The sequence below is a fragment of the Taibaiella lutea genome, from assembly GCF_008629695.1.
Taxonomy (GTDB): domain Bacteria; phylum Bacteroidota; class Bacteroidia; order Chitinophagales; family Chitinophagaceae; genus Taibaiella; species Taibaiella lutea.
Genome location: NZ_VWSH01000004.1, coordinates 638,179 through 662,727 on the forward strand (window position 1 = coordinate 638,179; position 24,549 = coordinate 662,727).

The window sequence follows — 24,549 nt, forward strand, 5'->3', positions numbered from 1 at the left end:
CCACCATATGAATTAAGTTAATGAGTGAATTCATTCAAAAAGCAGAATATAACTATTTGGCTGCCAAAAACCTTATCAATGAAAATCTTTTTGCGCCAAGTATTAAATGTAGCTACTACAGATGTGTACAAATAATGCTACACTATTTATATGATAAAAAGGGATTCAATGATAAAACATTTTATGAATCACGAACTACCTCTCGACACGGCTCTCACGCACATGCAATTTATTTAACTGGTTTAGATTTAATTACGAAATGCGATCGTGGTGATTATAAGTATTTTCAGGATAAAATACAGGTTTTAAAAGCCTTAAGAGAAAAATCAGATTATAAAAATTTGCCAATATCTAAAGATGAATCAAATGATGCCCTATCTATTTCAGATTCTCTTAGAAATATATTAATTAAAACATTGAAGCTATGAAAAGCCAAATAAAATCTTTCCTCCTAGAAGAATTGACAAAATTACAAAAGCAATTTTGTAACATTAAAATAAAGTATGCCTTTAATATAGCTATTGAAGTCCATATTGTTGAAATAACTCCAGATACGGAATATCATTCAAATGATCGACTTGATGAATCTTGGTTAAATATTGCTATGGATTTTATGAAGCGTTTCCCTAATGAAGAAATTTCTTTTATAACAGACGATTCTATTTTAAAAATTAAATCACCTGAATTTGTTTTACAGCCTGAGTATAGCATGATTTTTGACTCAGCCTCATTTGACTTAATATTTGATAACTTCTCTCCGATGATTGAAAGCTCCTATGACATTATTTCTGATACCATAGAATCAACTCAAATAGTTTACGAGACAATCAATAGTTCAATTCAAAAAGAGACCAACTATTTGCCAGGAATAAAGTTACTCACAGGAATGAAAAATAAGAGTGAGAGTGGAGTGAATAATAAACTTATTGGCAGTACTCAATATGCAATGGCGGCTTAAAATTACACCATGACCACAAAAATCCATACCGCATCTTATAGAATTGAAGATGTAATTATCATTGAGAGCAACTTTAAAAGAGATTTATCCATTAACGATGACGATGGATCAATAAAAAATCACATAAGCCTAAAAAACTCTTCAGAAAAAGATCCAGACAATAATAATTTCTGGATAATAACAGAAGCAAACATTGAGGGTAAACAAGGAGAGAAGTCAGTATTTTCTGCTAAAGTTGTTATTGTTGGCATTTTCGAAAAGATAGGTGAAGGTGAATTGGAAATGGAAACATTTAAAAGAATAAATGGGCCCGCTATGCTATTCCCTTTTTTACGAGAGCACATTGCAACAAATTGTGTCAAGGCTGGAATGAAAAAAATATTGCTTCCACCAATAAATTTCACTAAACAAGATGATGACGAGAGCGGTGAGAGTGAAGGTCTTCAAGATTAATTTAAAAACGAAATAAAATTGCAGCAAATAAATTGCTGCAATTTTATTTTACATGTCTCCTATGGAACCAATTTACAAAGAAGAGAACTCGTTGCCCGGTATCAAATCAATAGAAATATATGAAGCTGTGATCGAAGATGATAATTCCCTTTATCCTATTAAGGTTAATCAAAAGGATTACACTCTAAGAATGAACGCTGAGGGATTCTGGAGGGTTGAAGGGCTATCTGAAGAAATGAGTGTTTACATAGGTGAGCTTGTCGAATTTCACGAATTATAATCATGGAATATCCTCGCCTCACACTTATCAATCAGCTGCCTGATGTAAAAATGATTGAAATATTTGCTCCTTTCGAGCAAAACAATAGAATGGTGTATCCAGTAACTGTTGACGGGCTTAAAACTACTTTTGAAAATACAGGCATTCATGCATGGACGGCAAAAGGCTTCGGCCTGGCATTTTCGCAAGAATTAATTGATTATATTGGTGCTGAAATTGAACAATTTGAAATATAAATTTGATCACTCTATTATAACCATATTAAAAGTTGTCCCCATTCCAGATTCTCCAGATTGAAACATCCATACTGTGAAATATTCATTTGTTACCTCCATAAGCTTATACTCATCGTAATTCACAGTTTCTATGTATACAATCGGCGGATTTGGAAATGTTGGTAACCCTTCCCCATTACTTCTTTTAATGTCCTTAAAATAATATTTGACCATATCACCGCCTTGTTTTTTATTAAAAGGTACATTTCTAATTACATACACTCCACTTTTGACAATATCCTTGTCACTAATGCTATTAATCACTTCCGCCAGTTGATTAACTTTTCTTGAAAGGTTATCTGCTGAGCTTCCAGTATTTTCAACTATAGTAGAAGTGTTTTTATCTTTATTAATTAAATCATTGTATTTCCCGTCTAACTGTTGATATTTCGTTTGTATATCAATAAATCTTGTAGCCATTAAATCTTGACTATCCCTTAATACATTTATAGAATCCTGAGCATTCTTTAATTCGGGATCCAGTTTACCATGAATAGTAGAGGAAATCGAATCAGATATTGAAGACAATTCCTTCCTACCAATTAAAGCAACGACAGCAATTATGAGGGGAAAAACTGCTGTTATGTATTGCATCCTGTACTTTACTTCATAATATTTAGCTTCATCAATTCTTGCATTTGCATGGGTCTGTTTTGCCCTTTTTCTGTCATCCCTTATACTGACGAACAGTAAAATGCCAATTGTCAAAAGTAATAATGTGATAATAAGTCCGAGGTATTCCATATGGGTAATTTGAGTTTAATAAACGAAATTAAATATATTTTTGAATTTTAAGTATCTATAATTACCTACCATTAGGTATAGGAATGCCCTCATGTCGTCAGTTACTTTGCATTATAAAATTTTATTATTATGCAAAAAATTCCAACATCCTTTCAGGTATAAATGAAGTATCAGGATTTATGTAGTCAAGGCAAAGGTATACAAGACCTTTCGTCTATCGAACGTATCATTATTGGCGCTCCCATTTTCACCTTATTTCAGGAATGGCTATTCCGCAAAAGGTTACTGGCTGTTTTGAAAGAAAGCTTTAAAGAGCCTGAATCCTATGTAAAATTTGAGGCTTTTATTGAGAGATATCCGAAAACCGAAAATGGACGGCAGCAGCTGGCCATTCTATTGAGTGATGCGAGGATTGACTTTCGGATAATTAATGGCTATACTAGACGGAAATATAATTAAACATCAAACAGGCCAGAATAATATTCCGAGCAGCTTATTGTAATTCTATCACAATATTCAATTATTAATGATACTATCGCAACTTTACCTCCGCGTTTCTGTTGTTGGATTCTAATATAGAATCAATGAAAAAAAGAGTTATCATAACATTGTGTATTGGAGCTATCACAGTCTTATTAATCTTGAAACTGATGTAAAATTACAGTGGTTGAAAATATGTATCCATAATCTAATCGTGTAAATTCTGTTGTCTTACAAATTCTTTTTTTTGTTTTATTTTTTACTTTTGCAACGGTATTTTCTATGGCTAGAAATACATTTGTTTAAGCATGCAGTTTTAAAGCTGCATGCTTTTTTTGAACTATTAAACCGATATTTCGTTATCAATGCGGTTAACGATTATCCTATATAATTGTTTAGTGAAATTGAAAAGTATGCCTCCCGGTATGCTTTTCTTTTTTAGCCGTGCTTAATCATTATAAATACATTTAATTAACGATTGAGTTGAAAAGCAAAGTGCAGGACAGGAATTTTTTAGATTAATTTAAATGCCATTTTCTTGTGCATTTTTTTCAGTTAATTATAAGCTACAAGAGCTTAAGCCGGCCCAAGAATGTGGCGGCATTAACCGCGTCATAATAATTATGACTGACATACTACATTACGAACTGCGTTTTGTTCATCTCAATTTACCGAATCACTAATTACTTTGTGGAAAGTAATAATTTATAAAAAATAATTATTCCAAACTTAACCTTATCTTCATCTTCTGTTATTTATTCAGGGTTGAGCTAATGCTTTGAATCTTCTAGCGGATTACCTAATCCATCAAAGAAAATGAATAGTAAAAGCAAAATCACCGGAGAACCTATTTCGGAAGAAACAAACAATTCCTATCTATTTATAAAAACTGGAATTCGATATGAAAAATTGAATATCGCAGACTTAATGTTTGTTAAGACAGAGGGGAAATACATTGGTCTCATTTTTAAGGACGGGAAACGATTACTCAGGATTTCATTGGTTAATTTCCTAAAAGAAACTATTCAAATTAATTTGGTAAGAGTCCATAAATGTTTCGCAATAAATACCGAATTTATAACCTCACATGCAACAAAAGAAGTAATGATATTGGATTATAAAATACCTATAGGCAGACAGTATAAAGAGTTTTGGCAAAAATATCTGATTGGAAAGGATAACGACAAAAAGTAAAGGTGTATATTATCAAATGTGATTCTGAGTCTTATCTAATATTCTAAATTGAATTATCATCAATGTAACATCCTATGCAATTCAACATATCATCTCCATGCTTTGTGACACTATCTCCGGATACCCACATGTGATTGCCATTCTTTCGAACCGAGAACGTGTTTTCCCCAATATTAACTGAGTAGTTTTTGTAAATACTATCATCTCCTGGCATCCTTTTTACACTAAACGCATTGATTGAACTTTCGGGAATCATACCAGGTAAATTATTATCTTCCATTTTAATGTATTTTACAATGTAAGACAAGGTAGTTATAATTAAAACATAACTACTATTATTTAACTGTTATTAACATGCCAATGGGAAGAGAGAATAACAAAAGCACACCGAATGGGAGTAAAGTGTGCTTTTAATCTGGGTAGAATCGACTTAACCAGAGTAACACAAAAGTATTCTAATTCTATAACTGTTTATCACAACAGTTTATTAAACTTGCTACTGAACTATTACTGCCTTTCCATGTTGTGTTAGATAATTAAATGTTTCTCCTAATTCATTTGATTTGTGTTATTGTTCAGAAAGGTAGCGATTGCATGTCGCTACCTTTTTTATATTTAAACCTGTATTCCTACAAATAAATTTCGGTATATGCTAGAATCTTATGTCTTATTCCTTAAAGGTAATCAGCTATTAAGCTACAATTTGCTAAATGGCAATTCCTTTACAATCCTAACCAACGATGAAATATCATACCTTTCAGATGTCATTTCAAAAAGAGATTTATTGATTACAAACAATAGACAGTTAAAGAGATTGTTGCAATGTGGTCATATTTAGTTCATTAAATGAGAAAACACACCCGGATGGAGAGTGTGCTTTCTTTTTCATTAGATTGGTTAATCGAAAAACAAAAGTAGACTAAGCAATTGAATACTTTTCATAAGCTTTCCTTAAACTTATGTCATAGGGCTCTCTCTTCCATTTTATACTTATATGCCGCAGCTTATTTCGGACCTTTGTTACCTCTCAATGAATTAATTAACTATATTGGTAATGAAATTGAACAGTTTGAATAGTAATATTCAGTTTTACATTTGACTGAAGTGTTTTATGATTTTAAAAGTAAATGTATTTAATGATGACAATAGCAAAACTCAATGAAGCTATTAGGCTTTCGTTACAACAAGAAAACTACTATAGCGCTTTGGCACTCGCTCTAACCATGCCCGACATTTGCGGTAAGATGGAGTTTCCAAAATTAGGAAGCGAAGCAAGATCAAAAAATTGGTTTGACAAATACATGCGCAAAAATTATGAATGTGAAATAATGGAAAAACATGTGGTGTTTATGACAGCTGGTGATTGCTATGCTTTGCGGTGCAGCTTCTTACATGAAGCCAAAGATGACATTGAACACCAAAGAGCAAGTGATACTTTGAAAAGGTTTCAGTTTACAACGCTAGGCATTCATAGGATTAAAACTGATGAGATCCTTAATCTCAATGTGTCAAATTTTTGCCTTGAAATATGTGCAGCTGTAGACGAATGGATTGATGGGGTATCTTCTGATAATGAAATAATGGAGAGGACAAATCTTTTGCTAACAATTAAAGACTCAACTTATTCCCCTATCCCATTTGTAACGATAGGGAATAAGTAATTCCACAAAATATTACTTTAATTCATTTGATTTGATATAACCATACAGTTCTGGTTAAACAATCGCCTTCATCGCCCTTTCCCAGAACTCCTGGCGGTCCCTCAACCCATTTAGACCACCATTGATTTTCTTGGTGATATCAATAAACCATCCATCTTTATTTCTTTCGGCTATTTCATTAAGCTTTCTTTTTTGCCAGAACCAACATGCTGATTGAACGGCATATTTAGGTGTCGTCAATAATAATGGAGTATTGATTAGATCAATACCTAAAGCCTTTCCACATTCAAGGTGGTTTGATCTGCCAGTTATTTGTATCAAACCATGTCCTTTGAATTTTACGCCATCGCCAGGGTGAATATTCCCTAAATCTTTCCTGCCTTCATAATCCTTCCCTGATGCCAGCTCTGATGTGTATCGAAAAGACCCTGATTCGTGTGCTACTTGTGCTATAAAGGCTCTAACCTTGTCAATAGTATCAATGCCATACATTGGCATGAACTTGTTTAAATAAGGAACGTATGCATCAAAACCTCTCGGAGCGAAAGGGCAAATCTTTTTTAGCTGGTCTAATGTAATTTGAATTAGCCCTAAAGCCAACTCGCCTTTAATGTTTTCCATAATACTTATTTTGACGGCGGTATTTTACGCCATGAGATTATTTGATTGTAGCCTTATGGTCGTAATACCACTGTAGCAGATACGTTGCGTCCTTCCAGTCGAGTTTACCATCAGCCGCAACCTGAGCTATTAGAATTGACAAATCATGCAGAAATGCAGACTTAAAGTCCCCATCCAATTCCTCTAAAGTTTTCAAAGCACATTGCAAAATCCTATTCGGATCGGTTTCATCACTACACGCTTCAACAAGCTTTAACTTTTTAAGGATATTTGGCAGCTCAGCACGAAGCCATTCTTTAACTTTATCATCAATATCAGTTGGAATGATAGCAGTTAATATATCGACGACAGGGTTGTCAATAACGTTTTTTATGTTTTCTACAACTGTAACGCCAATATGTATTGCTTGCTTCAATTCCGGCAAAAGGCCATCGAATAAATCCTTGATGCCTTCCCAAATCTTTTTTAAAAATGTTCCTAAACTCATGATATTTATTTTTATATTAATTGTTATAAAGTAATTTTTGACAGTTACCGCTTCCAAAATTTCCACCAATGCCTTTTAGGTTTAGGAACATAGAAAGCAGTATCAATAAACTCATTCGGGACAGGTGTTTCTACAGATGTGTTCATGTCTTCAAGGAAATTATCAATATCCACAATCACATACCCTTTGTAATATTCAGCAGGCGGTTCAAATATTTCACCATTGTATCGGATGGCTACGGTTGGCTTTAGCACTTTGATTGAATTGCTCACTATCCGAGGCGCTTTATTACTGAGCTGTTTAGTCATAATTATGAGCTCATGTGCTTCGGTTAAATTTCTATCCTCTTTGCGGTCGTTAAGTTGACGTAAATACTCCAACGAATCTATTGTGCTTTGCGCTGGCGCAATTGTCTTCATATCAGTTTGAGAAGATGAACGGGGCTGAGGCCATAGAATAAAGAACCCTACAATTAAGCCTACAATGCCAAACATCGGCTTACCTTTTATATCGGGGGAGTTTGTGTTTTTCATTTTTTACTTGCTTTTTTTACGGCAACTTTAGCTGCCGTTATTGCGTAATACATAGAATCTGATTTCCTGCTCCGTTCTTTCTCATCTTTCAGCTGGCTTTCCAATATTTCCTTTGCTTGCTGACCGTTTCTCTGTTCGCACTCAATATTTGCTTTTGTAAGATTTCCAATGGTAATATCCTGTTCTGATATCTTACCATCTTTTCTTTTCCCTTCCCGTACCAAAAAAGCCGATGAAGAAAATGCGACAAAAGCAATGACTATTATTAATTGATTGGTCCGACTTTGCTTTAGCCACCATTGCCACATTTTCAAGTTCATTGGATTTCATTTTAGATTTAATTTGGTCACTTACTTGGATGCAGTCGTGTCAATTGCTTTATTCGTTACAACACGTAACAGAATGTTTACTGCTGTCGTTACAGTTCCAACAATTGCCAGGTATTTTGTTTTATCCTCGATACCTATTGCAGTCAAAAGATTACTGTCAACTAAGGCAAGCATTGCCAATACCGCTGCGAGCAGGTTTGCCCAGATTGTTTTTGATTGAAACCACTTTTTCATTGATTTATATTTATATTGTTTTTGATTAATGTGGACTATGGAGCTGTATAATTGTAAATATTTGTTGTGTTGATATTTCGATACAGTGCCGGATTTGTTGGGTATGAGATAACACCACCATTGGGGCAACCTGTACATCCTGGATTATCTGTCCTTATTACGTTATTTATAATAGCTTCAGAGAGCGTACCTATAATGTCTATAGTTCCTCCGGTAGTTGTTGTATCTCCAGCCCGAGAAATCACATTATCAATTATGAAATTGTATGTGCTCCCAAGTGTATTTGATACTGATGTACTACCAACAACAACTGCGGCAGCAGCTCTTTTTGCTGCACCTTTCGGGCTATTGTCGAGTATATTTCTCACCTGATGATCATGTGAGTTTACGCCGGTTCCGTTAAGAAAACGTACCATGTTTTCTGCGGATGTTCCTTTTATGTCATGAACATTTCCATAGGCTATGTCATCCAATCCGGAACCTCTTGCCACGCCGCCCATAACCAAAGTATAGCCATAGGCTCCACCAGTAAAAGCACCGTCAATTATACCAGTTTGTGCCACTATATCATCATCTGTGGTAGCATTGATGTTATACACTTCGTAGTTTTGGCACCCAGCCCTTAAATCAATTCCATCTTTGTTTCTTGTTCTTTTTGAAACACCGCCAACAGATATCGTACCAGAAGTTTTAATAGTAATATCATGTACTTTTATACCTGTACAGTATTCAAATGACATGCCCCAACAATGCGGCTCAACTATAGTTAAGCCTGCGATTTCTACATTATTGACATTCCCCATCAAAATGCCAATATTCCGCCAGTCTCCGGTTTGTGTCTGGCCTGATACGCCAGCATCACTTCCGTAAGTTTGGTTTCCTGTAGGACTTAACGATATGGTTTTAGCGTAGTCGCCTGTTGACCTCGGATTATCTGCGCCTTCCAAAACGGCCATACCCTCACCAAGTATCTTTACATTCGCCTGTGGTGTAACCGGATTAAATTTTCCCAATCCTACGTTAGCGCTTCTAAACCAATTATCCCGGCTTATGTCAGAATTCTTAATTTTTGTATCTCTTACAATGATGGTAACATTTGCAGGTACTAAAATTGCTGAATCAATTAACCACAAGGGACGATTTAAGGAATCATTATACCCTATTACAACCCTTCTCTGTGAGTTTGATGAAATGGAAGCAAGGGCAACAGCCTGTCTTATTTTTTGGATGTCGGTACCTGAGAACTGGTTCGGACTGATGTCAATGGAAACGGTACCTGATGGATTTGGCGGTATTGGTGGTAAACGATCAGCCAAATTATCATATCTGTAATCAAAATAATTACTTAATCGTTTATCTCTTTTTCCATTTCCAATTGTGCCGAATGAAGAATAAGACGATGTCGGGTAATGTCCGTCTGTCGTTCCCCATTGCTCAATCATTAAAACATTCTTATCCTGCCATGTGGCAGCGTCACGGCTCAACGTAAATGCAAAGTATGCCGCTTTGGACGGAATTATCATTTTCGGCACATCGCCTGAAATGAAAGTCTGCGAACCTATCGGTACTTTTTTATAGTTGTAATACCAAATCTTGATATTGTTTACAACAGAGAATGAAAGTCCGGAAAAATAATATGGAACTGTAGTATCTGGAATTAACTGAAATCCTGACCATGAACCTGTCGCGTTTGCAATCGCGCCACCTGTTACGGCATCAATATAAAAACCGGTCACCTCCTTACTTTTGTCAAAAATATTGAGCTGGCGTGTCGTAAAAACAGGAGCTGTAGTATCATAAACATAAGCAACCCCTCCCACGTCTTTAGATGCAACATATTGAACTGGCGGTGTTTGGTCCTTTTTCAGCACTTCATCACCGGCATACAACACTTTACCTGTACCAGTTGTATTAAAGGCAGAATACGAAGATGGATATGTTCCGGTTGGACTACCATATTCTTCGATTAATAAAGAATCCTTATTCTGCCAAACAACGCTGCTTGCCTTGGTTGTTATGGCCCAGAACATTGCCTGATCAGGAATAACTAATACCTTACTTCCTGACGATGTAAAGTCCTGAAATGATATTGCAGTTTTCCTTGCATCATAATACCATATCCTCGGTGTGGCCGTGCCTGTATAACTTAAGTTTGCAATATAGGTTTTCGTTGCATCCAATGTCTGGAAAGAGCTCCATTGACCACCAGTATTAGGAACGTTGGCCCCTGTACCTGCCTGAAGCACTCTTCCATCAACTGCAATTGATTTATCAAAAATATTCAGCTGCCGGATTGAAGATTTATATCCATACACGGCTTTTAAGCTATCATCAACCTGCTTAAGTGTTTTTGTAGAACCACCATTAAGCGCGTAACCGGAAAGGTTAATAGGAATAACCGTCTTAGTATAAATGCTTCCATTCTTTGTAATGTAAACATAACCACTATCCAATGTTATGACATATCCACCCATCTTTGTATAAGTACCATTAACAGATGGTGTATAAATACCGTTTAATGTTGGAGAATCTACAGGAGTAACAGAACCTTTGAATCCGGATGCTATTCCTACAGTTACAAAGTCAGTATATCGCTTTGCGCTGTCTCTGGTTTGAGCGACTTTAGCAGAATCTGGTAAGGTAGATGTCAACCCGGTTTTAGGGTCAGTAAATTTTAAGGTTGTATCTCCTTTTTTAATCCATAAAGTGTTGGAGTATCCCGGATACCAGTTGGCGGAATCCCTTACAGGCAGGCCAAAATAATTTGGGAACTGCCACCCATCATCCCGGATTATTAATTGTTGAGCATTGCCTGGTCGTGATGCGTAAGGCTGTGCAAAGGAGGTTGCTGAAATTAATAGAAGAAAAAAGTAGATTAGCTTTTTCATAATTATAACAGTGTAATTAGATATTCTGTGTTTGGGATTATCGAATTTAAATTTGGAGTGATTGTCGTAATACCGTCAACATCACTTTGAGTAAAGCCGAGAGTCCTGATAAGCGGTTCGCCAGGGCCTTCTATTTTTGCTACTATCTGACCATTCAGATTATCAAAAACGAATTTTGATGGATTAGTATCGGTTGAGGTTGCAAAGAAATGCTTGCCTTGAATCAGGTTCTTAACTGCCAAAACCTCCTGGTCTATATAATCAGCCATTTTATTATTGTGGCTACTATGGCGGACTTTAGTAACCTTTCCGGCCCCAAGAATCTTCGTGTTATTAGATTGATTTAAATCGTCTCTTGTAATCATGGTATAGCATTTTATTAATCATAGCCACCGGCATAGTATTCATCTAAATCATATTCAGAATCTGCATCTTCAAAAGAGCTTAAAACAAATGAGCCTGAAGAGAAACCTTCTATGTTAGAATAAATAAATTCCTGATATTGACTTGTAAAAAAGTAACCTTGTAAATCGTTAGCCGGTACAAATGTTTCTTCCATATATTGAAACAATTCACCAATAGTTTCAAAGCCATCATTAACTTCAAATGTTGTTTCTCCGAGTGTAATGCTCACCAAGTAAATATTATTCTTAGGCAGCCTGGTGTATGGGTTTGAGCCTTTTGATAAGTTCAGCCCCCAGCCACTTAAAGGAAATCCACATTGAGAATATTTCTTTGAATACATATTCTTACCATTTACAGAGTGGGCATTGCTTATCAACTACTAGTGTGACCTGGACACATGGGCATTTACAAATACCGCATTTCAACACTTCTTCATGCCTTCCGTCTCCGTTGAGAATAACCAACATTTTCGAGACCTTAGCTTCATTACAGGTTTTGCATTGTTGCATCCTCAATTCACTAAGCTTTTGTTCTGCGGCTGTAGTATCAATTATTTTATATTTTTTACTCCAGCCAATAATTATTTGAACCATTTTTTTTAACATCCGCAACCTCCATAATTGTCATCATCATAAATACTGGTTACCCAGCTTGTCTTTCCTTCTGTAGCAATACCATCTTCCTCACATTCGCATTTCTTAGTATATTTAGGATAATCTGCCTTATTTTTACAAAGCCATATATGCATTGAAGCAATCAATGGGTTTATCCTGTCTTCCAGCCATTTATCCATCAGCCATTTTGCATCCTTCAAATCAATGCCTACTGACATACTTGCCTTATCGCCAATCAGCGCTGTTTCGGGATTGTTCTTCATAATGCCCTGAGAAGCAAACTGGGCATAGTTTTCGGGTAATGCTACAAACCGAACACACTCAGCTGTCAGCTTCCAGAGATATGTGTCCCATAACTTTTTATCAGTTGCTGAAAGGTTCTCAGAAGCATTAATTACATCACCGATATTAATTTGCGAATCAGGATTTGTACTGTCTGCAGCTAGACGATATGAAACATTAATCTTAGCCTGTAGATCTGCCTTATTGATGCTGTCAACTAGCACATTTTTGGAATCAATCAGGTGGTCATAATAGTCAGAACCTATTGCCCATCTGATAAATCTTTCTTCAGCAATTTCAATAGCCGATAAGTATTTTCCTGCATCGATTGTATTGGATGAAGAAGTTTTGCTGATAACTTCCTGTGGGGTTATCAGAACTTTACGGCTTATTAGATTTCTTTGGTACATACGGTATTTTTGAAACGGTTCCTATTTCTGCAATTGCTTGTTCTCTGGTGCACCCAAGGCGGTTGATTAATAGTTCAACTGCAGCCTCTACTGAATACCAGCCTTCGGCTATTGCTTTAATAATTTCCAGTGTTATCCGGATGCCATCGGCAGAATTCATCAAATCACGATTACCCTTACTTTTAAGTGCTTTAGGCGTTATCGTAAATACAGGGTCAGACCACTTTTCCCCCAACCAGTCCTGAGCTATCTCTGCTATTGGCTTGATTAAATTTTCAATAAAGAAGTTTACAATAGGATTGATAACCGTATTCAGCTTCTGTTCATAGATTTCCTGCAGATAACCGGCACCTTTTCCCAATGCACTTTCACTTTGTAAACCCGCAAGGACCGCATCCCATTGATTTGAAAGGATAATCACATCTCTTGCTTCAGCATTCTGTTCTTTGAAACTTCCTTCTTTACGAGTATCAAAAGGCATGAACTTGCTTTGTTCAATACCTGCTTCTGAAGCAAACACTGCTACCCTACCCCTTTTGCCGCTGCCGGTATGTTGATTTAAAATCTTTCTTCCAAGCTTATCAGCTTCTGCCTGTGATACATTGCCGGCAAGTACAATTGCACCGCCTACTACCATATTGTTTTCCAGGTTATCAAGATTGTATCTTGCACCCTGGTATTCCAAACATTGATGTAAAATGCTCGGAACTGATGAAGGCATACCGTAATCATCATAACCGGCAAATGCGTTCTGCAGCCAGATAGCTGTTCTTTCAACACCCGTTTTTGTATCTTTTGACCAGCTTTTATTTTTATTAAAACCCCGGTCATAAAGTGGAATTGATTTGAATTTTTCAGCGTCTGTAACAACTCCTTTCTTCCTGAATTGCCGGGAGTATATCATGTTTACAATATCTCCGGAAGCATCAGGCACCCCAAGCCTGCAGTCAAGGAAATTGTGTGAATACACATATACAAACTTTTTTCCTGCTACAGTGCCTCTAAGTATCTCAATTGGTGCATTACCGGTTGTATAAAAATTCTCAATTGCCTTTTTCAGAACGGTATTTAATGTTTCCTTTTTCCTGTTTGCCTTTTGGAAAATTTCCAGAAAACCTGCAGGCCATTTTTCAGGATCTACATCTTTAATAGAAAGGCCATCACCTATTGTATAATCTGTTTTGGTGGTTATACAGGCATTCTGTGTCGGGCTTTGAATTCTTGCCTCTAAAAGAGTGCCAAAGAAATTATCGTTAGGAAAAAGGAATGGTATGTAAGCGTTGCCACTATCAACATTATAGGACGCACCAGTAAACTCAAAGGGTATAGGATTCTTAGCATCCAGTACCACCTCGTTAGAAACGTGGATGGATGTTTTTTTCCCGGATACTATTCGCTTTTTGGCACCTGGTGGCATTTACAATAATTGAATTAACGGTTTACTTCTTTTCTGAACCCGGAACCTGATTTGAATCAGCAGGTTTTTCAGTCTTGACAGCGTCTGTATTGCTTTTAATATCTGCAATAACCTGACTAGTCTTACCGGACTGTAGTTCCTGAAGTGTCGGCAATTGTTCGAAGTAGTTTGAAAGCGATTTACTGTTGCTTTGCCTTGCATACAAGGCCAGCTCCTGAAGTTCCTGAAGCGTTCTTTGTCCTAACGGTTTTGCATTACTGCCGAAGCCCACTTTAGTTTCCAGATATTTTTTCTTGATTGAGATTTGCATAATTGTGTTTTTAATAAAAAGGTGGCAATTTTAAACTGCCACCTTTTATCAGTTATGAAATACTAAGCAGTTTCCAGGTCAATTATTGACTGTACCGTGCCGGTATACTCAAACAATGGCCTGTTGTAATCACCAACCATAATTGCGGTCTGTGAATTCGGATCATCCATCAACTTGCCTGAAGTACCGGTAGAACCATCCTGTTGCATTTCAAGAGGAATGCTAATGGCAGCGCCATTAACATATTTCTCTCCGGCAATCAGAATTTTTCCGCTATTCATCTGGATGACAAGCCCAACCCCACAGCAGCAACCAGCTTTGTCAACAGCAATGTTCCAGTTTGCAATCAATTGTGACAATTCTGCAAGTTGGAATTCAAGTTTATGTGCATACTTTACAGAGCAACCATTGCGTGACTGTGTATAAGTATATTCAGCGGTCTTTTTATCGAAGCGGATTGGATACATCAATGCGCCGTCGGCTGCAACAGCATCCTCACTAAGAGCTATAACAGTATAAGGTGCAACTGTTCCATCTACTGCCGGAGCTGCCTGAGTGAAATCGAAATCTTCACCATCAAAGATCCAAACACGGGCAATCCCGCCTGTTGTTGCTGAACATGTCCTGTTATATGGTTTTAATTTGACACAAAGTGACATACAAAGATATTTTAAAAGTTACGTAAATAAATATTATTGAACTTATTTAATTACTGTTCAGGCACAGCAAAAGAAACATATTCCGGAAGCGCAATCTGTGTACCGGCTTTCAGGAACATTTGGAAATACCAGGAAAGGTCTTTCTTTTCATACCAAACCATCAGTGAGGTTGAATCAGGGCCATTGCCTGTTTCCCCATCCATCTCACCATATGTTTTATCAGTACCGTAAACAAAGTTCCCTCTAACTGTAAGGATTGCCGCATTACGGTTAGGGCCGCCATATACTTCAGCCATAATTGGCTCCCATAATGGTTCTACAAGAATTGGAATACCTTCAAATGTTGAAATGCTTACTCCATTTGCATAATTGGCAATGATGGTATCTGCCTGACCGGTATTCTTTAACCATTTACGGTAACCGTCCAAAACGGATTGCGTAACCGTAAAGTATTTCTCTGCAGGTGGCAATGAACGCATTAATGGATGCTGGTTGTCATAAAGGTTCTGTAGTACATTTACCGCTGTTTGAGGGCTTGTCCTTAAATCCCTTACTGGGATTGAGAAACCCTGGTTTTCTGGAATTGCTCCTGCAGCATAATACGCGGCAATCCATTTAAAGATACCATCGTACTTATTTGTTGACCACTCAGACGGGCTATCAATCCTTTCAATGTCACCGAAGTAGGCATTTGATGCAACATCAGTCATGACTGCTTGTCTGAACCAAGGAAGGATTTTATTACCGAATAATGGATCCTGATTTCTCCAGTCTTTTAAACAGCCGGTGTAAAACTCGTTTTTACAATGCTTTGCTGCAGCATATAGTTCATCAACCGTAATGCGACGATTGGTGGTACCTGCAACCTTCTTATAATTCAGATCACAGGAAGCGTCGCGGCGTTGAAGAATGTTTTTCATTCTTCTGATTTCAATGATATCTCTTTTTGAGATTACATTGTCCATCAGAGTGAATTCTCCAAGTGTGCCGGTAAATGGCATGGTTTCCGGAACCAAATCCTGGAATGCAGGAATGATAATTGATTCATGAAACTGAAGACTTGATATAGAAAATGGTTGTAGAATTGTCATTTTATTAAAAATTGATTGCGTTAATAATTTTATCCTTCAGAAATGTTGTTTGGCTATGCAGCTACTAAGGCAGTTTGTTTTGCAATCAAATCAGCCAATGCATCATCAACATCTTCTTGCGTAGCATCTTCGTCATTAATAACAGCGAGGGCAGCAGTTTTAGAAGTAACAAATGCAGTCCAGGTAGGAGCAGTGTAGGCATCTTCATCCAATAAGGCAACGGCATTTAATTTGGCTTGTAACGCTGTTTTGTCAACATCAATAGGATTTGGTTCAGGTGCCGGGTCTAGAGGTGTCTGTGCCGAAGCCTCTGAAAATTTCTTATCCCAGCCGCCGAGGCTACCGGCAGCACCGATTTGACTTGCAGAACCATCAGCAGTACAGCCACCGTTTGTTATAATTGTAGCAGTTACAGAATAAGGTTTAGAGGCGTTTAAGGATGCAGTACTTACCACTACATTTCCATTAACAGTGTCTATGTGGCCAAATGCTGTACCGCCGAATTGGTCATGGACGGCAATGCGACCAATCTTCCAGCCATCTGGTGAGGAAACAGTGCTTGCGCTGGTAACAGTTACTGTCTTTGCACCCGCATTATAGGCATAAGTCAGGACAGGAGTAAAACCACTGCAATTGCAATTTCTACAGTAGTTAATGAGGTTTGAATTATCTATAGCTATCATCGCTAAAATGAGTTAAGAATTGATTAGTAAATATTGTTTCTTGGTACCGGTTACTCAGCTTCAGCCGTTGCCTTGCCGAATGAACCTATTACTTTTGCTTTGGGGGCTTTCTCAGGGCCATCATGGGATTCTTTGCCAAGCTTATCCTGGATTTCAGTTTTCAAATCACCATTTTCCTTTTCAAGTTTTGCATTGGCAGCTTCCAAATCCTTGATACGCTGTTCGTATTTTTCAAAAACTGCATTGGTAACAGAATTAACGATACCGGTTTGGAACGCACCATCAGCTTTTTCAAAATCTGCAATCTTATCCTGGATAGGTTTGATTTCCTCTGATACATCTGTCTGCAAACCCTCTATCATGGTTTTCATGGGCTCTCCGATTAAGTTGGCCACATCAACAGATAATGTTTCAGGAGTCGTTTTTTCAATTTTCTTACCTGTAATAGCGTCAATAAAGGCGTTTACTTTGTCTTTGAACTTCATAAAATTTGTTTTGAATGATTGAAAATCTTCTGGCTCTGCTTCTTCTTCAGAGTCTTCGTCAGTAATTAAGTTTTGGGGGATATTGCGATAGTCCGGTGCAAGCGTTTTTACTCTTGCCGCAATCTGGAACTGTTCGTTATCGTTGTAGGTTTCATCTGCGAAGCCTTGGGCCACCGCTTCAGAACCTGTCATCCAATAATCACCTTTCTCGATGAGCGCATTAATTTCGTTGACAGACTTACCGGTACGTTGAGCATAGATGTCAACTATCTGGCGGGTGTACATATCCACAACATCGGCAGCGTTCCTTAAATCATCGCTGTTGCCGATGGCGCCTCCCCAGGCTTTGTGGATAACCATAAAACCGTTTCGTGCGATTTTTAATTTACCCTTGTTTGCTGCCATTGCCATAACGGAAGCAATGGAGCCGGCCATACCGATTATATCGGTTTCGACTTTTACACCGTAATGCTTCAGGAAATTGTAAATAGCAAGACCAATTGAGGCATCACCACCCTGGCTATCAATCGTGAGGATTACAGTTTTGGGATTGTAATTTTTCACTTGCTTTACAACGTCATTAACCATGTTGGTTGTGTCGCCGGTCCACCAGTCGTATTCATTGAAAATGTCATCGAGGAAAAACAGCTCCAGTGTGGAATTATCACCAACTGAATTACGAATTGCTACTTTGAAGTTTTGCTTTGCCATCTTGATAGCAAAGGTCAGATAGGATGTAGCTACTAAAAGTGAATTTTGGTTGTAAGTGTTCGGTTTATACGTACGAAAAATGTAACTTTCTCAAAATTATTAAAATGAAACCTACAACTGAGGAAATTTTAAATGGATTAAATGATGATGATTTACAATTATCATTTGAAGAAATGCTTTCTAATAATGCAACGCTAGAATATGGCGATACATAGATTTTTAAAAAATAATTAATATTTCGGTTCGATTTGTCAAATACTTATTTAAGAAATCACTTTACAATTCAATATTACCAGATTCAGAATCATTTATTTCTTTCCCTAATGCGATAAGTATTTCCGAAGGTTTAGAAAGTAAATCAGGACGCTTATTTAGCAAATGCAATTCTTTAATAGAAAGTGTTCTTACTTGAACATTAACTTCTCCATCTGTATTTGTCACCTTTACAACAATTAGGGATCCAATTCTAATTGCTGCGTTAGGTATATTCTCGACTGATTTTAATATATTTAGCAAAGCTTCAGAGTTATTCTTATCAATCTCTGACTGTGGTTTTAAAATTGTATTAACTTCGACGCCATATTCAACTTCTTTAATCCTGTCTGTTACTTCGCTACTAGTTAGTGCCTTTTTTGAGTTGGCAATTAATCTTTTAATCCATGATCCATGTATAGCCTGAAATTCTATTGATTTTTGAAATCCGATGAAATCAAGAAAATCTAAAATAGAAGTATACGTATTGAATATATCCGTTGAATTATCTGTATCCAAGTAAATATTAACTGGAATTCTTTGAATGCCAAATTCAAGATTGTTATCAGGATTTGAAACAATATTAAATACAATTTCCTTCAATTCACCATTTTCAACTTGTAACTCTTCAACAGATTCCTTCAACAAATCTACTTTTTTAAGCACTTCCTTAATTGCTTCATTTTGAATATCCTTTTCTAAGATACTATCCGTATTTATATTATTTACTCGAGTAAAATCATTGAGTCTTTCATAAAATTCTTTTACATATTTTTCATCTGTAGTTTTAATTGTTGTTTCTGAAGATTTAGAATTAATTTGAAATATATCTTCATTGAATAATCCTCCAAATTGTATTTTATAAGGACCATTTCTACCTTTTATGTATTCTGGAAGGGTATTAAAATGCCACTTATAATTATGCTTAGACAACTCTTCGACTAACTTACTTACTCTTGCTTCAAATTCATCAAGTTCAGCTTGGGTAATTTGGTTACTGTTATCTGTAGACATTGTTTTAGATTAAAATGGAGAATTTAGATTTATTACAAAAATATGTATTTTCTATATTGTTAAACCTACTAATGTTTTTTGTCATTTTTTTAATTGTTCTCCACATTTCCTACACCGGCTCTGTACTGTGCTCTTCGATAGCTTTACTTTATTTGCAATCTGTTGTAATGATTTTTTCTTTGCTCGCTCAGAACACACTACAACCTGAACCATATCCACGCCGGTGAGCTTTAAGAACTTGTCCATATCAAGCAATGCGAGTTCCCGGAGCTGTTCTTTCAAGTCAGGGAATGTTATTGTAGTAACTGTTACTTTCCTTCTCATAGTGTTGCGAGTTTAACGGCCTTAGATTTTTTATCCTGGTAATTTGTTACTGCGTTAGGGTTTAATTGAACCTGTAGGGTTAATATTTGACTGCTCATTGCGGTTATAGCATCTGCCTGGGCTTTTAAGGTAGCCAGCACTTCGGAGTTATCCTGTGCGGCAGCGGTATTAAGATATTGCCTTGGCATAATCACCGGCGCTTTAAGGTTCATTCCCAAACTGCCGCCATAATCATACATGAATCTTGTTGCACCAGGTGCAAAATCAACACCGCCCCCTGCAACATTCGCAGCTGAAGATATTTGTGCCGGCGTACCGGTTACTGTCATTCTTTTACCACTGGACATGCTATTTTTATTGATAACATAACCTTCCTTGCCTTCTACTTCTTTATTCGATATCGGTATGCCGCCATTCACGTGAGAGGGACCATCGAATATTCCACCGTAACTGAGTGTAGATTTTAGCTTACCACCCTTTTCAAATTTAGTAGATTCAATTTTAGCACGCTGTAAAGCATAAGAAGCAGCGACCAACCCTAGATTAATAGCCACTTGTGCATAATTCGGTAGAGATAGCAATGATCTTACGGCAGCTAATGCTGAATCGACTGCCAATTCTTTTAATGCAATCTTTTTCTTTTCTTCACTATACTTCTTATCAGATGCCGCTCGTTTAGCATCGTACTTTTTCTCGATTTCTTCCTTTTGCTGTTCAGAAGTAGCCAGGTTTAATTCCTGTTCTTTTTGGGCATCTTGCTCTTTGTTGGTTTGTTCCTGAGCGTTTTCAATCTTTTGTTTTTGCAAATCGAAAAGTGGCTTTAAAATTGATTGATTGGCAGCTTCTATTGCGGAGGTTATTTTACCAAGAGCATTCCTGAAATCATCCCAGCCATCGAGAATGGTGTCTAAGTTATTTTGAGAAATAGCTGCTGAATTTTCAGCTAATTCTTTATTTAATCCTTCTACTTGACTGTTGTAATCTTTTTCGTTGATTACTCCTGCAGTATGCAGCTTTTCTGTCTCGATTAATTTCGAATAAATAGAAGCGCGTTGAATTTGAAGTATTTTTGCTTGATGTTTTCTTTCAAGATCTTCAAATGCTTCCTTTCTTGCCTCTTCGGTTGCAAATTGCTGATTGAATAGTTCTGTTTTAGCATTAGCAAAGCTGGTATCTTCTTGATTTGCAGATGAGGTAGTACCTTTATCAATGGCCTCAAATGTTGTGTCATAAATTTTTTTGTTATTTTCCAGCCTATCATTTAAGATTTTCGTTTCTAGCTTTTTCAGTTCATCCCATCTTTTCTGAGCATTTTCTAAAGATTTTACACCATATTTTGCCTCTAATGTGTTCAAGGAAACATTGAAATCTATTTGTGCTTTTAAGGCATCATTATCATATTGTAATTGTGCTTCTGATTTTTGCAGCTCTGTACTATTTACACTTTCGGTTACTAACTTTAATTTGTTATCGGCATTTCGATTAGCAGATTGAAGAGTTTGCTGAGCTGATTTTTCACCAAGATCATATAGCTTCTGGTTTTTATCTTTTTCAGCGAGAACAGCCTGAAGCATTAATTCAGCTCTTTGTTTCTTTTCTTCAGCATTTCCTTCTTTAATAATCGCAAGTTTCTTGGTAATACCATCTTGAGTGATTTTATTTAATTCAGTATAGTAATCAAATTCAGAAATAGTTCCCAGAGTTTTTCGTTTTTCGAGTTCAGCTTTAAGTAGGTCAGTTTCCGTTTCAATTTCTTTTAAGCTATCTTTAGTTTCCCCAGTAAGCTTTGCACCATTATAGGTTTTTTCTTTCTCGGGCTTACCGTTTTTCTTCGCGTTGAGGTCATCTAATTCCTTCTGATAAATTTGTCGCTGCTTTATATTACTATCTTGTGCATTTTTATCGGTCAAAGCTATAAGGGCATAGGAATCTTCGAGACTTTTAATTAAATCCTTAAGTTCATTTTCTAGTTCACCAACAGTTTGTTTAGCACCGTTTTTAGAATCATCTGAAATTTTCTTGGCACTATCTACAATCTGACCTCCTATTGCTTTTGTGAAAAAATCAATATCTTTCTGGGCTTCCTTCTGTAGTTGTTGATAATAGTATTTTATATATGCCTGCTCTGAATTTAATGTTCCAAATTTAACTGCATCAATTACAGAGGAAAAAAATGGATTACTTGCTTGCTTCCTATACTCTTCTTTTGCAAAATCAGGATCAGTGGCTGCACGAGCTTCATTCTTTTGGGCATCCAATAATTTTTCGCGAGACTTAGTCAATCCATTATCTATAGCCTGAGCTTTTGCTTTGTTTTCCAAGGCTTTTACATAATCATTTATAACCTTTATTCCTTCGGCTGTTTTTATATTTTCCAGTTTAAGGTTTCCCAAGTATTCTGGAGCTATTGCAATTAATTGTTGAAGAGCAATTTTTCTTGCTGCAAGAGAAATATTGTTGTCCTTAATAACAGAAGTTAAGGCATTTATTTTTGCAGTAGTGCCGGCAGTAGCCTGAGCAACCTCAGTCTGGATTTCTCCATTTAACTGCGACGCTCTATAATTATCTTTTAATTTATTGGTAGATGCAAATACAGCAGTTCCCAGTGCCACAAACCCGGCTGTAACAGCACCTATAATTGCCAATATCCATCCAAACGGAAGAGAGACCAAGGCTGCCCTGAACAAATTTGTTGCTGTTGTTGCTATGTTTGTAGCTCCGGAGAAAAAACCCATTACTGCAGTATATGCAGTTTGTGCGATAGTCAAAGCACCGAGTGCAATTCGTGAAATTAAAAGTTGGGCATTTAAGAGAGCCAGCCGGCTATATTGTAAAACTAACTCCTTGTTTGCTACAGCCCATCCAGCGGCCCACAAAGTAACCAGCGAAATCACAGTTGGCAGATTATTTATAAATAACAGGACCAGGCTAGAAATAGCAAGCAATGTTAGTTGAAATGCTTTACTGTTGGCTGCATCTGCAAAGGCTTTAGACAATTTGTCTAAAGAAGCAGACAGATTATTGTTTTTGGCTGCAAATGCATCTTCAATATTACTTGTATTCTGAAATGACACATTAGCAGTGTCTATGCTTTTCCTGAATGCATCAGCATTTTTACTTAGCACTCCAAGAACCGATGTCACTCTTCCTTTCCCAAGCTCACTATCTGCAAATGCTTGTGATATTTCCTCAATACCAGTTTTACCCTTCGTTAAACCTTCTGCAACTTTTAATAATGCTTCCTCCGGACGGCTGTTTAACAATGTTGAAAACTGCTTTTGTGTTAAACCGGCTATCTCACCATATTTTTTAGTGTCAGTTGCAAGTTTAGGTATGATCTTTACCAAAGCCGTGGAAGAAACTTCTGCGCTCTGGCCAAATTGCTCAAATCCGGACGCAAGTCCCAGTACTGACGGCAGGGTTATGTCACTTATGCCCCGAAGACCAGCCATTCTTGTAGCGAAATCATTTAAGAAAGGAACGGATGCAATACTTTCATTTGCAAGTGTCCTTACTGCATTACCGGTACGAAGCAAATTATCACCATTCACAGCCTCGGTACCAAGAAATACATTTATAAGCTTTACAAGGTCTTCCGTACCCTTTTCAACATCACCGAAATCCTTACCAAAAGCTATCTTTATTTTATCGATGGATTCCGCTACCCCTGCAAGATTCTCTTCTGATACCCCTGCCTTGGCTGCAATATTTGCTATCTCTTCTAACCCTGTGAGCTTTGTTCTGGTATCAATATCTGCCAGACTTTTTACCAGTTCATCTGCCCCACCCTTGACTTTGCCTAACTCTATTTCAAGATTTGTTGTTTGATCTGATAACTCTTTAGCAATCCCCGTTTCTTTCCTGATACCGCTTAATGCTGCCTGTATTCCTATATATCCTATAGCAACCTGCGCCACTTGTTTCCCAAGGTCCCTAAAGCTTGCCTTGAGCCCATCGACAATTTGTGTTCCAACACCGGTGCCCCTGATACCTTGTTCCAGCGAAACTATCTGAGTATTAAGTTGGCCTGCAGCAGCTCTGTTTTCCAGCAGTTGCCTTTCAAGCGTATCTAATGAACCTTGCCCGGTCGATTGAACAGCCCTTAATTCTGTCCTTAATTTTTCAAACTCAGTATTAAGATCCCTTGCCTTGGTTTTTGCCTGGGTTAACTGGTTTTGGATTAGGTCAGTAAGCCCGGCATCACGGAAAGCATTTAAAATGCCGGTCTTGTATTCCCCAACAAGCGTACCGTCCGGAGAAAGTGACCTGTTGAAATTGTCAAGCTGGGTTTTCAATACCCTTAATTCATTTTGCGCCTGCGTAACCTGAAGCTTATCATTTAACGGAATGACACTTTTGGCGATCTGCGAAAGCTCACGATACCGCTGCGATATTTCATAATAACTACCAGAAACAGCTGCATTGCCATTTGTAATTTGCTTTTGCTGAGACAGTTCCTGCTGGCGGATTAGCTGAGCCTGCTTTCCCTGGTTAATAAGTTCCTGACGTTGTACTTTTAGCTGCAGTTCTTGAACCCGTAATTCCTCGAATTGACCCTTCAGCTTATTAACAGCCTCTGTGTCTCCATCAAAAGAGGCCTTAATCGTCTCTTTGTTTAATGCCTGCTTTGACCGCTTTATTTGAGCGAATTCAAGGTTTATTTGCTCCAAAGTTGCGATAACATGTTCGCCACCCAACTCCTGCAAGTCGTATATTTTGGTAATTTTTTCTCCGGCCATGATTATTATAGTTATT

The 24,549-nt window shown here is 37.2% G+C and carries 27 protein-coding genes; 8 read left to right on the top strand and 19 right to left on the bottom strand.

The window, feature by feature from the left end; genetic code table 11:
• The first annotated feature begins 20 nt into the window (after positions 1-20).
• The 5 genes from F0919_RS17775 (at position 21) to F0919_RS17795 (ending at position 1,927) form a co-directional block, all read left to right on the top strand.
• Complete coding sequence (locus F0919_RS17775) at positions 21-428, top strand: hypothetical protein (protein WP_150034164.1); 408 nt, start codon at positions 21-23, stop codon at positions 426-428.
• On the top strand, positions 425-958 hold the full coding sequence (locus tag F0919_RS17780; protein WP_150034166.1) for a hypothetical protein: 534 nt from the start codon (positions 425-427) through the stop codon (positions 956-958). Before F0919_RS17775 ends, F0919_RS17780 begins: the two co-directional genes overlap by 4 nt.
• A 9-nt stretch (positions 959-967) precedes the next feature.
• The gene (locus tag F0919_RS17785; protein WP_150034168.1) at positions 968-1,411 is read left to right on the top strand and encodes a protein-export chaperone SecB; all 444 of its coding nucleotides are present in this window, start codon (positions 968-970) and stop codon (positions 1,409-1,411) included.
• 61 nt (positions 1,412-1,472) lie between these two features.
• Positions 1,473-1,691 carry a hypothetical protein gene (locus tag F0919_RS17790; RefSeq protein WP_150034170.1) on the top strand — a complete coding sequence of 73 codons (219 nt, stop codon included), beginning with the start codon at positions 1,473-1,475 and terminating at the stop codon, positions 1,689-1,691.
• A gap of 2 nt (positions 1,692-1,693) precedes the next feature.
• Positions 1,694-1,927 carry a hypothetical protein gene (locus F0919_RS17795; protein ID WP_150034172.1) on the top strand — a complete coding sequence of 78 codons (234 nt, stop codon included), beginning with the start codon at positions 1,694-1,696 and terminating at the stop codon, positions 1,925-1,927.
• 6 nt (positions 1,928-1,933) lie between these two features.
• Here the strand turns inward: F0919_RS17795 and F0919_RS17800 are convergent, their stop codons facing one another.
• On the bottom strand, positions 1,934-2,710 hold the full coding sequence (locus F0919_RS17800; protein ID WP_150034174.1) for a hypothetical protein: 777 nt from the start codon (positions 2,708-2,710) through the stop codon (positions 1,934-1,936).
• A gap of 162 nt (positions 2,711-2,872) precedes the next feature.
• On the opposite strand from F0919_RS17800, the gene F0919_RS17805 reads away from it, so the two are divergent.
• The 3 genes from F0919_RS17805 to F0919_RS17815 all read left to right on the top strand — a co-directional run bounded on the left by F0919_RS17805 (position 2,873) and on the right by F0919_RS17815 (position 6,045).
• Positions 2,873-3,169 carry a hypothetical protein gene (locus tag F0919_RS17805; RefSeq protein ID WP_150034176.1) on the top strand — a complete coding sequence of 99 codons (297 nt, stop codon included), beginning with the start codon at positions 2,873-2,875 and terminating at the stop codon, positions 3,167-3,169.
• 837 nt (positions 3,170-4,006) lie between these two features.
• Positions 4,007-4,384: a LytTR family DNA-binding domain-containing protein gene (locus tag F0919_RS17810; RefSeq protein WP_150034178.1), complete on the top strand. Its 378-nt coding sequence runs from the start codon at positions 4,007-4,009 to the stop codon at positions 4,382-4,384.
• Positions 4,385-5,520: 1,136 nt separating this feature from the next.
• On the top strand, positions 5,521-6,045 hold the full coding sequence (locus F0919_RS17815; protein ID WP_150034180.1) for a hypothetical protein: 525 nt from the start codon (positions 5,521-5,523) through the stop codon (positions 6,043-6,045).
• A 54-nt stretch (positions 6,046-6,099) separates the two neighbouring features.
• Here F0919_RS17815 and F0919_RS17820 read toward each other — a convergent pair whose 3' ends face one another.
• The 18 genes from F0919_RS17820 to F0919_RS17905 form a co-directional block, all read right to left on the bottom strand.
• Positions 6,100-6,666: a glycoside hydrolase family 19 protein gene (locus tag F0919_RS17820; protein WP_216629448.1), complete on the bottom strand. Its 567-nt coding sequence runs from the start codon at positions 6,664-6,666 to the stop codon at positions 6,100-6,102.
• Positions 6,667-6,703: 37 nt separating this feature from the next.
• The gene (locus F0919_RS17825; protein WP_150034182.1) at positions 6,704-7,153 is read right to left on the bottom strand and encodes a hypothetical protein; all 450 of its coding nucleotides are present in this window, start codon (positions 7,151-7,153) and stop codon (positions 6,704-6,706) included.
• Between the two features lie 44 nt (positions 7,154-7,197).
• Positions 7,198-7,686: a hypothetical protein gene (locus F0919_RS17830; protein ID WP_150034184.1), complete on the bottom strand. Its 489-nt coding sequence runs from the start codon at positions 7,684-7,686 to the stop codon at positions 7,198-7,200.
• On the bottom strand, positions 7,683-8,006 hold the full coding sequence (locus tag F0919_RS17835) for a hypothetical protein (RefSeq protein WP_150034186.1): 324 nt from the start codon (positions 8,004-8,006) through the stop codon (positions 7,683-7,685). The genes F0919_RS17830 and F0919_RS17835 overlap by 4 nt, the downstream gene beginning before the upstream one ends.
• A gap of 30 nt (positions 8,007-8,036) precedes the next feature.
• On the bottom strand, positions 8,037-8,249 hold the full coding sequence (locus tag F0919_RS17840; RefSeq protein ID WP_150034187.1) for a hypothetical protein: 213 nt from the start codon (positions 8,247-8,249) through the stop codon (positions 8,037-8,039).
• Between the two features lie 35 nt (positions 8,250-8,284).
• Positions 8,285-11,137 (bottom strand): glycosyl hydrolase family 28 protein, encoded by a 2,853-nt coding sequence (locus tag F0919_RS17845; protein ID WP_150034189.1) that lies wholly within the window; start codon positions 11,135-11,137, stop codon positions 8,285-8,287.
• A 2-nt stretch (positions 11,138-11,139) separates the two neighbouring features.
• Positions 11,140-11,502: a hypothetical protein gene (locus tag F0919_RS17850; RefSeq protein ID WP_150034191.1), complete on the bottom strand. Its 363-nt coding sequence runs from the start codon at positions 11,500-11,502 to the stop codon at positions 11,140-11,142.
• Between the two features lie 14 nt (positions 11,503-11,516).
• Positions 11,517-11,882 (bottom strand): hypothetical protein, encoded by a 366-nt coding sequence (locus F0919_RS17855; RefSeq protein WP_150034193.1) that lies wholly within the window; start codon positions 11,880-11,882, stop codon positions 11,517-11,519.
• Positions 11,883-12,140: 258 nt separating this feature from the next.
• Complete coding sequence (locus F0919_RS17860) at positions 12,141-12,848, bottom strand: hypothetical protein (RefSeq protein ID WP_150034195.1); 708 nt, start codon at positions 12,846-12,848, stop codon at positions 12,141-12,143.
• On the bottom strand, positions 12,820-14,265 hold the full coding sequence (locus F0919_RS17865) for a hypothetical protein (RefSeq protein WP_150034197.1): 1,446 nt from the start codon (positions 14,263-14,265) through the stop codon (positions 12,820-12,822). Before F0919_RS17865 ends, F0919_RS17860 begins: the two co-directional genes overlap by 29 nt.
• Positions 14,266-14,287: 22 nt before the next feature.
• On the bottom strand, positions 14,288-14,575 hold the full coding sequence (locus tag F0919_RS17870) for a hypothetical protein (RefSeq protein ID WP_150034199.1): 288 nt from the start codon (positions 14,573-14,575) through the stop codon (positions 14,288-14,290).
• A 62-nt stretch (positions 14,576-14,637) separates the two neighbouring features.
• Entirely contained in the window at positions 14,638-15,234 is a 597-nt protein-coding gene (locus F0919_RS17875) for a hypothetical protein (RefSeq protein WP_150034201.1), read from the bottom strand.
• 50 nt (positions 15,235-15,284) lie between these two features.
• Positions 15,285-16,325, bottom strand: a complete 1,041-nt coding sequence (locus F0919_RS17880) for a hypothetical protein (protein WP_150034203.1) — start codon at positions 16,323-16,325, stop codon at positions 15,285-15,287.
• A 53-nt stretch (positions 16,326-16,378) separates the two neighbouring features.
• Positions 16,379-17,008, bottom strand: a complete 630-nt coding sequence (locus tag F0919_RS17885; protein ID WP_150034205.1) for an FIVAR domain-containing protein — start codon at positions 17,006-17,008, stop codon at positions 16,379-16,381.
• A 50-nt stretch (positions 17,009-17,058) separates the two neighbouring features.
• The gene (locus tag F0919_RS17890; RefSeq protein WP_150034207.1) at positions 17,059-18,204 is read right to left on the bottom strand and encodes a head maturation protease, ClpP-related; all 1,146 of its coding nucleotides are present in this window, start codon (positions 18,202-18,204) and stop codon (positions 17,059-17,061) included.
• Between the two features lie 276 nt (positions 18,205-18,480).
• Positions 18,481-19,470 (bottom strand): hypothetical protein, encoded by a 990-nt coding sequence (locus F0919_RS17895; RefSeq protein ID WP_150034209.1) that lies wholly within the window; start codon positions 19,468-19,470, stop codon positions 18,481-18,483.
• A gap of 81 nt (positions 19,471-19,551) precedes the next feature.
• Complete coding sequence (locus tag F0919_RS17900) at positions 19,552-19,794, bottom strand: hypothetical protein (RefSeq protein ID WP_150034211.1); 243 nt, start codon at positions 19,792-19,794, stop codon at positions 19,552-19,554.
• On the bottom strand, positions 19,791-24,533 hold the full coding sequence (locus F0919_RS17905; protein ID WP_150034213.1) for a phage tail tape measure protein: 4,743 nt from the start codon (positions 24,531-24,533) through the stop codon (positions 19,791-19,793). Before F0919_RS17905 ends, F0919_RS17900 begins: the two co-directional genes overlap by 4 nt.
• Positions 24,534-24,549 lie beyond the last annotated feature (16 nt).

Coding starts and splice junctions, on each gene's coding strand:
- F0919_RS17775 (WP_150034164.1), top strand. CDS start 21: ATGAGTGAATTCATTCAAAAAGCAGAATATAACTATTTGGCTGCCAAA.
- F0919_RS17780 (WP_150034166.1), top strand. CDS start 425: ATGAAAAGCCAAATAAAATCTTTCCTCCTAGAAGAATTGACAAAATTA.
- F0919_RS17785 (WP_150034168.1), top strand. CDS start 968: ATGACCACAAAAATCCATACCGCATCTTATAGAATTGAAGATGTAATT.
- F0919_RS17790 (WP_150034170.1), top strand. CDS start 1,473: ATGGAACCAATTTACAAAGAAGAGAACTCGTTGCCCGGTATCAAATCA.
- F0919_RS17795 (WP_150034172.1), top strand. CDS start 1,694: ATGGAATATCCTCGCCTCACACTTATCAATCAGCTGCCTGATGTAAAA.
- F0919_RS17800 (WP_150034174.1), bottom strand. CDS start 2,710: ATGGAATACCTCGGACTTATTATCACATTATTACTTTTGACAATTGGC.
- F0919_RS17805 (WP_150034176.1), top strand. CDS start 2,873: ATGAAGTATCAGGATTTATGTAGTCAAGGCAAAGGTATACAAGACCTT.
- F0919_RS17810 (WP_150034178.1), top strand. CDS start 4,007: ATGAATAGTAAAAGCAAAATCACCGGAGAACCTATTTCGGAAGAAACA.
- F0919_RS17815 (WP_150034180.1), top strand. CDS start 5,521: ATGATGACAATAGCAAAACTCAATGAAGCTATTAGGCTTTCGTTACAA.
- F0919_RS17820 (WP_216629448.1), bottom strand. CDS start 6,666: ATGGAAAACATTAAAGGCGAGTTGGCTTTAGGGCTAATTCAAATTACA.
- F0919_RS17825 (WP_150034182.1), bottom strand. CDS start 7,153: ATGAGTTTAGGAACATTTTTAAAAAAGATTTGGGAAGGCATCAAGGAT.
- F0919_RS17830 (WP_150034184.1), bottom strand. CDS start 7,686: ATGAAAAACACAAACTCCCCCGATATAAAAGGTAAGCCGATGTTTGGC.
- F0919_RS17835 (WP_150034186.1), bottom strand. CDS start 8,006: ATGAACTTGAAAATGTGGCAATGGTGGCTAAAGCAAAGTCGGACCAAT.
- F0919_RS17840 (WP_150034187.1), bottom strand. CDS start 8,249: ATGAAAAAGTGGTTTCAATCAAAAACAATCTGGGCAAACCTGCTCGCA.
- F0919_RS17845 (WP_150034189.1), bottom strand. CDS start 11,137: ATGAAAAAGCTAATCTACTTTTTTCTTCTATTAATTTCAGCAACCTCC.
- F0919_RS17850 (WP_150034191.1), bottom strand. CDS start 11,502: ATGATTACAAGAGACGATTTAAATCAATCTAATAACACGAAGATTCTT.
- F0919_RS17855 (WP_150034193.1), bottom strand. CDS start 11,882: ATGTATTCAAAGAAATATTCTCAATGTGGATTTCCTTTAAGTGGCTGG.
- F0919_RS17860 (WP_150034195.1), bottom strand. CDS start 12,848: ATGTACCAAAGAAATCTAATAAGCCGTAAAGTTCTGATAACCCCACAG.
- F0919_RS17865 (WP_150034197.1), bottom strand. CDS start 14,265: ATGCCACCAGGTGCCAAAAAGCGAATAGTATCCGGGAAAAAAACATCC.
- F0919_RS17870 (WP_150034199.1), bottom strand. CDS start 14,575: ATGCAAATCTCAATCAAGAAAAAATATCTGGAAACTAAAGTGGGCTTC.
- F0919_RS17875 (WP_150034201.1), bottom strand. CDS start 15,234: ATGTCACTTTGTGTCAAATTAAAACCATATAACAGGACATGTTCAGCA.
- F0919_RS17880 (WP_150034203.1), bottom strand. CDS start 16,325: ATGACAATTCTACAACCATTTTCTATATCAAGTCTTCAGTTTCATGAA.
- F0919_RS17885 (WP_150034205.1), bottom strand. CDS start 17,008: ATGATAGCTATAGATAATTCAAACCTCATTAACTACTGTAGAAATTGC.
- F0919_RS17890 (WP_150034207.1), bottom strand. CDS start 18,204: ATGGCAAAGCAAAACTTCAAAGTAGCAATTCGTAATTCAGTTGGTGAT.
- F0919_RS17895 (WP_150034209.1), bottom strand. CDS start 19,470: ATGTCTACAGATAACAGTAACCAAATTACCCAAGCTGAACTTGATGAA.
- F0919_RS17900 (WP_150034211.1), bottom strand. CDS start 19,794: ATGAGAAGGAAAGTAACAGTTACTACAATAACATTCCCTGACTTGAAA.
- F0919_RS17905 (WP_150034213.1), bottom strand. CDS start 24,533: ATGGCCGGAGAAAAAATTACCAAAATATACGACTTGCAGGAGTTGGGT.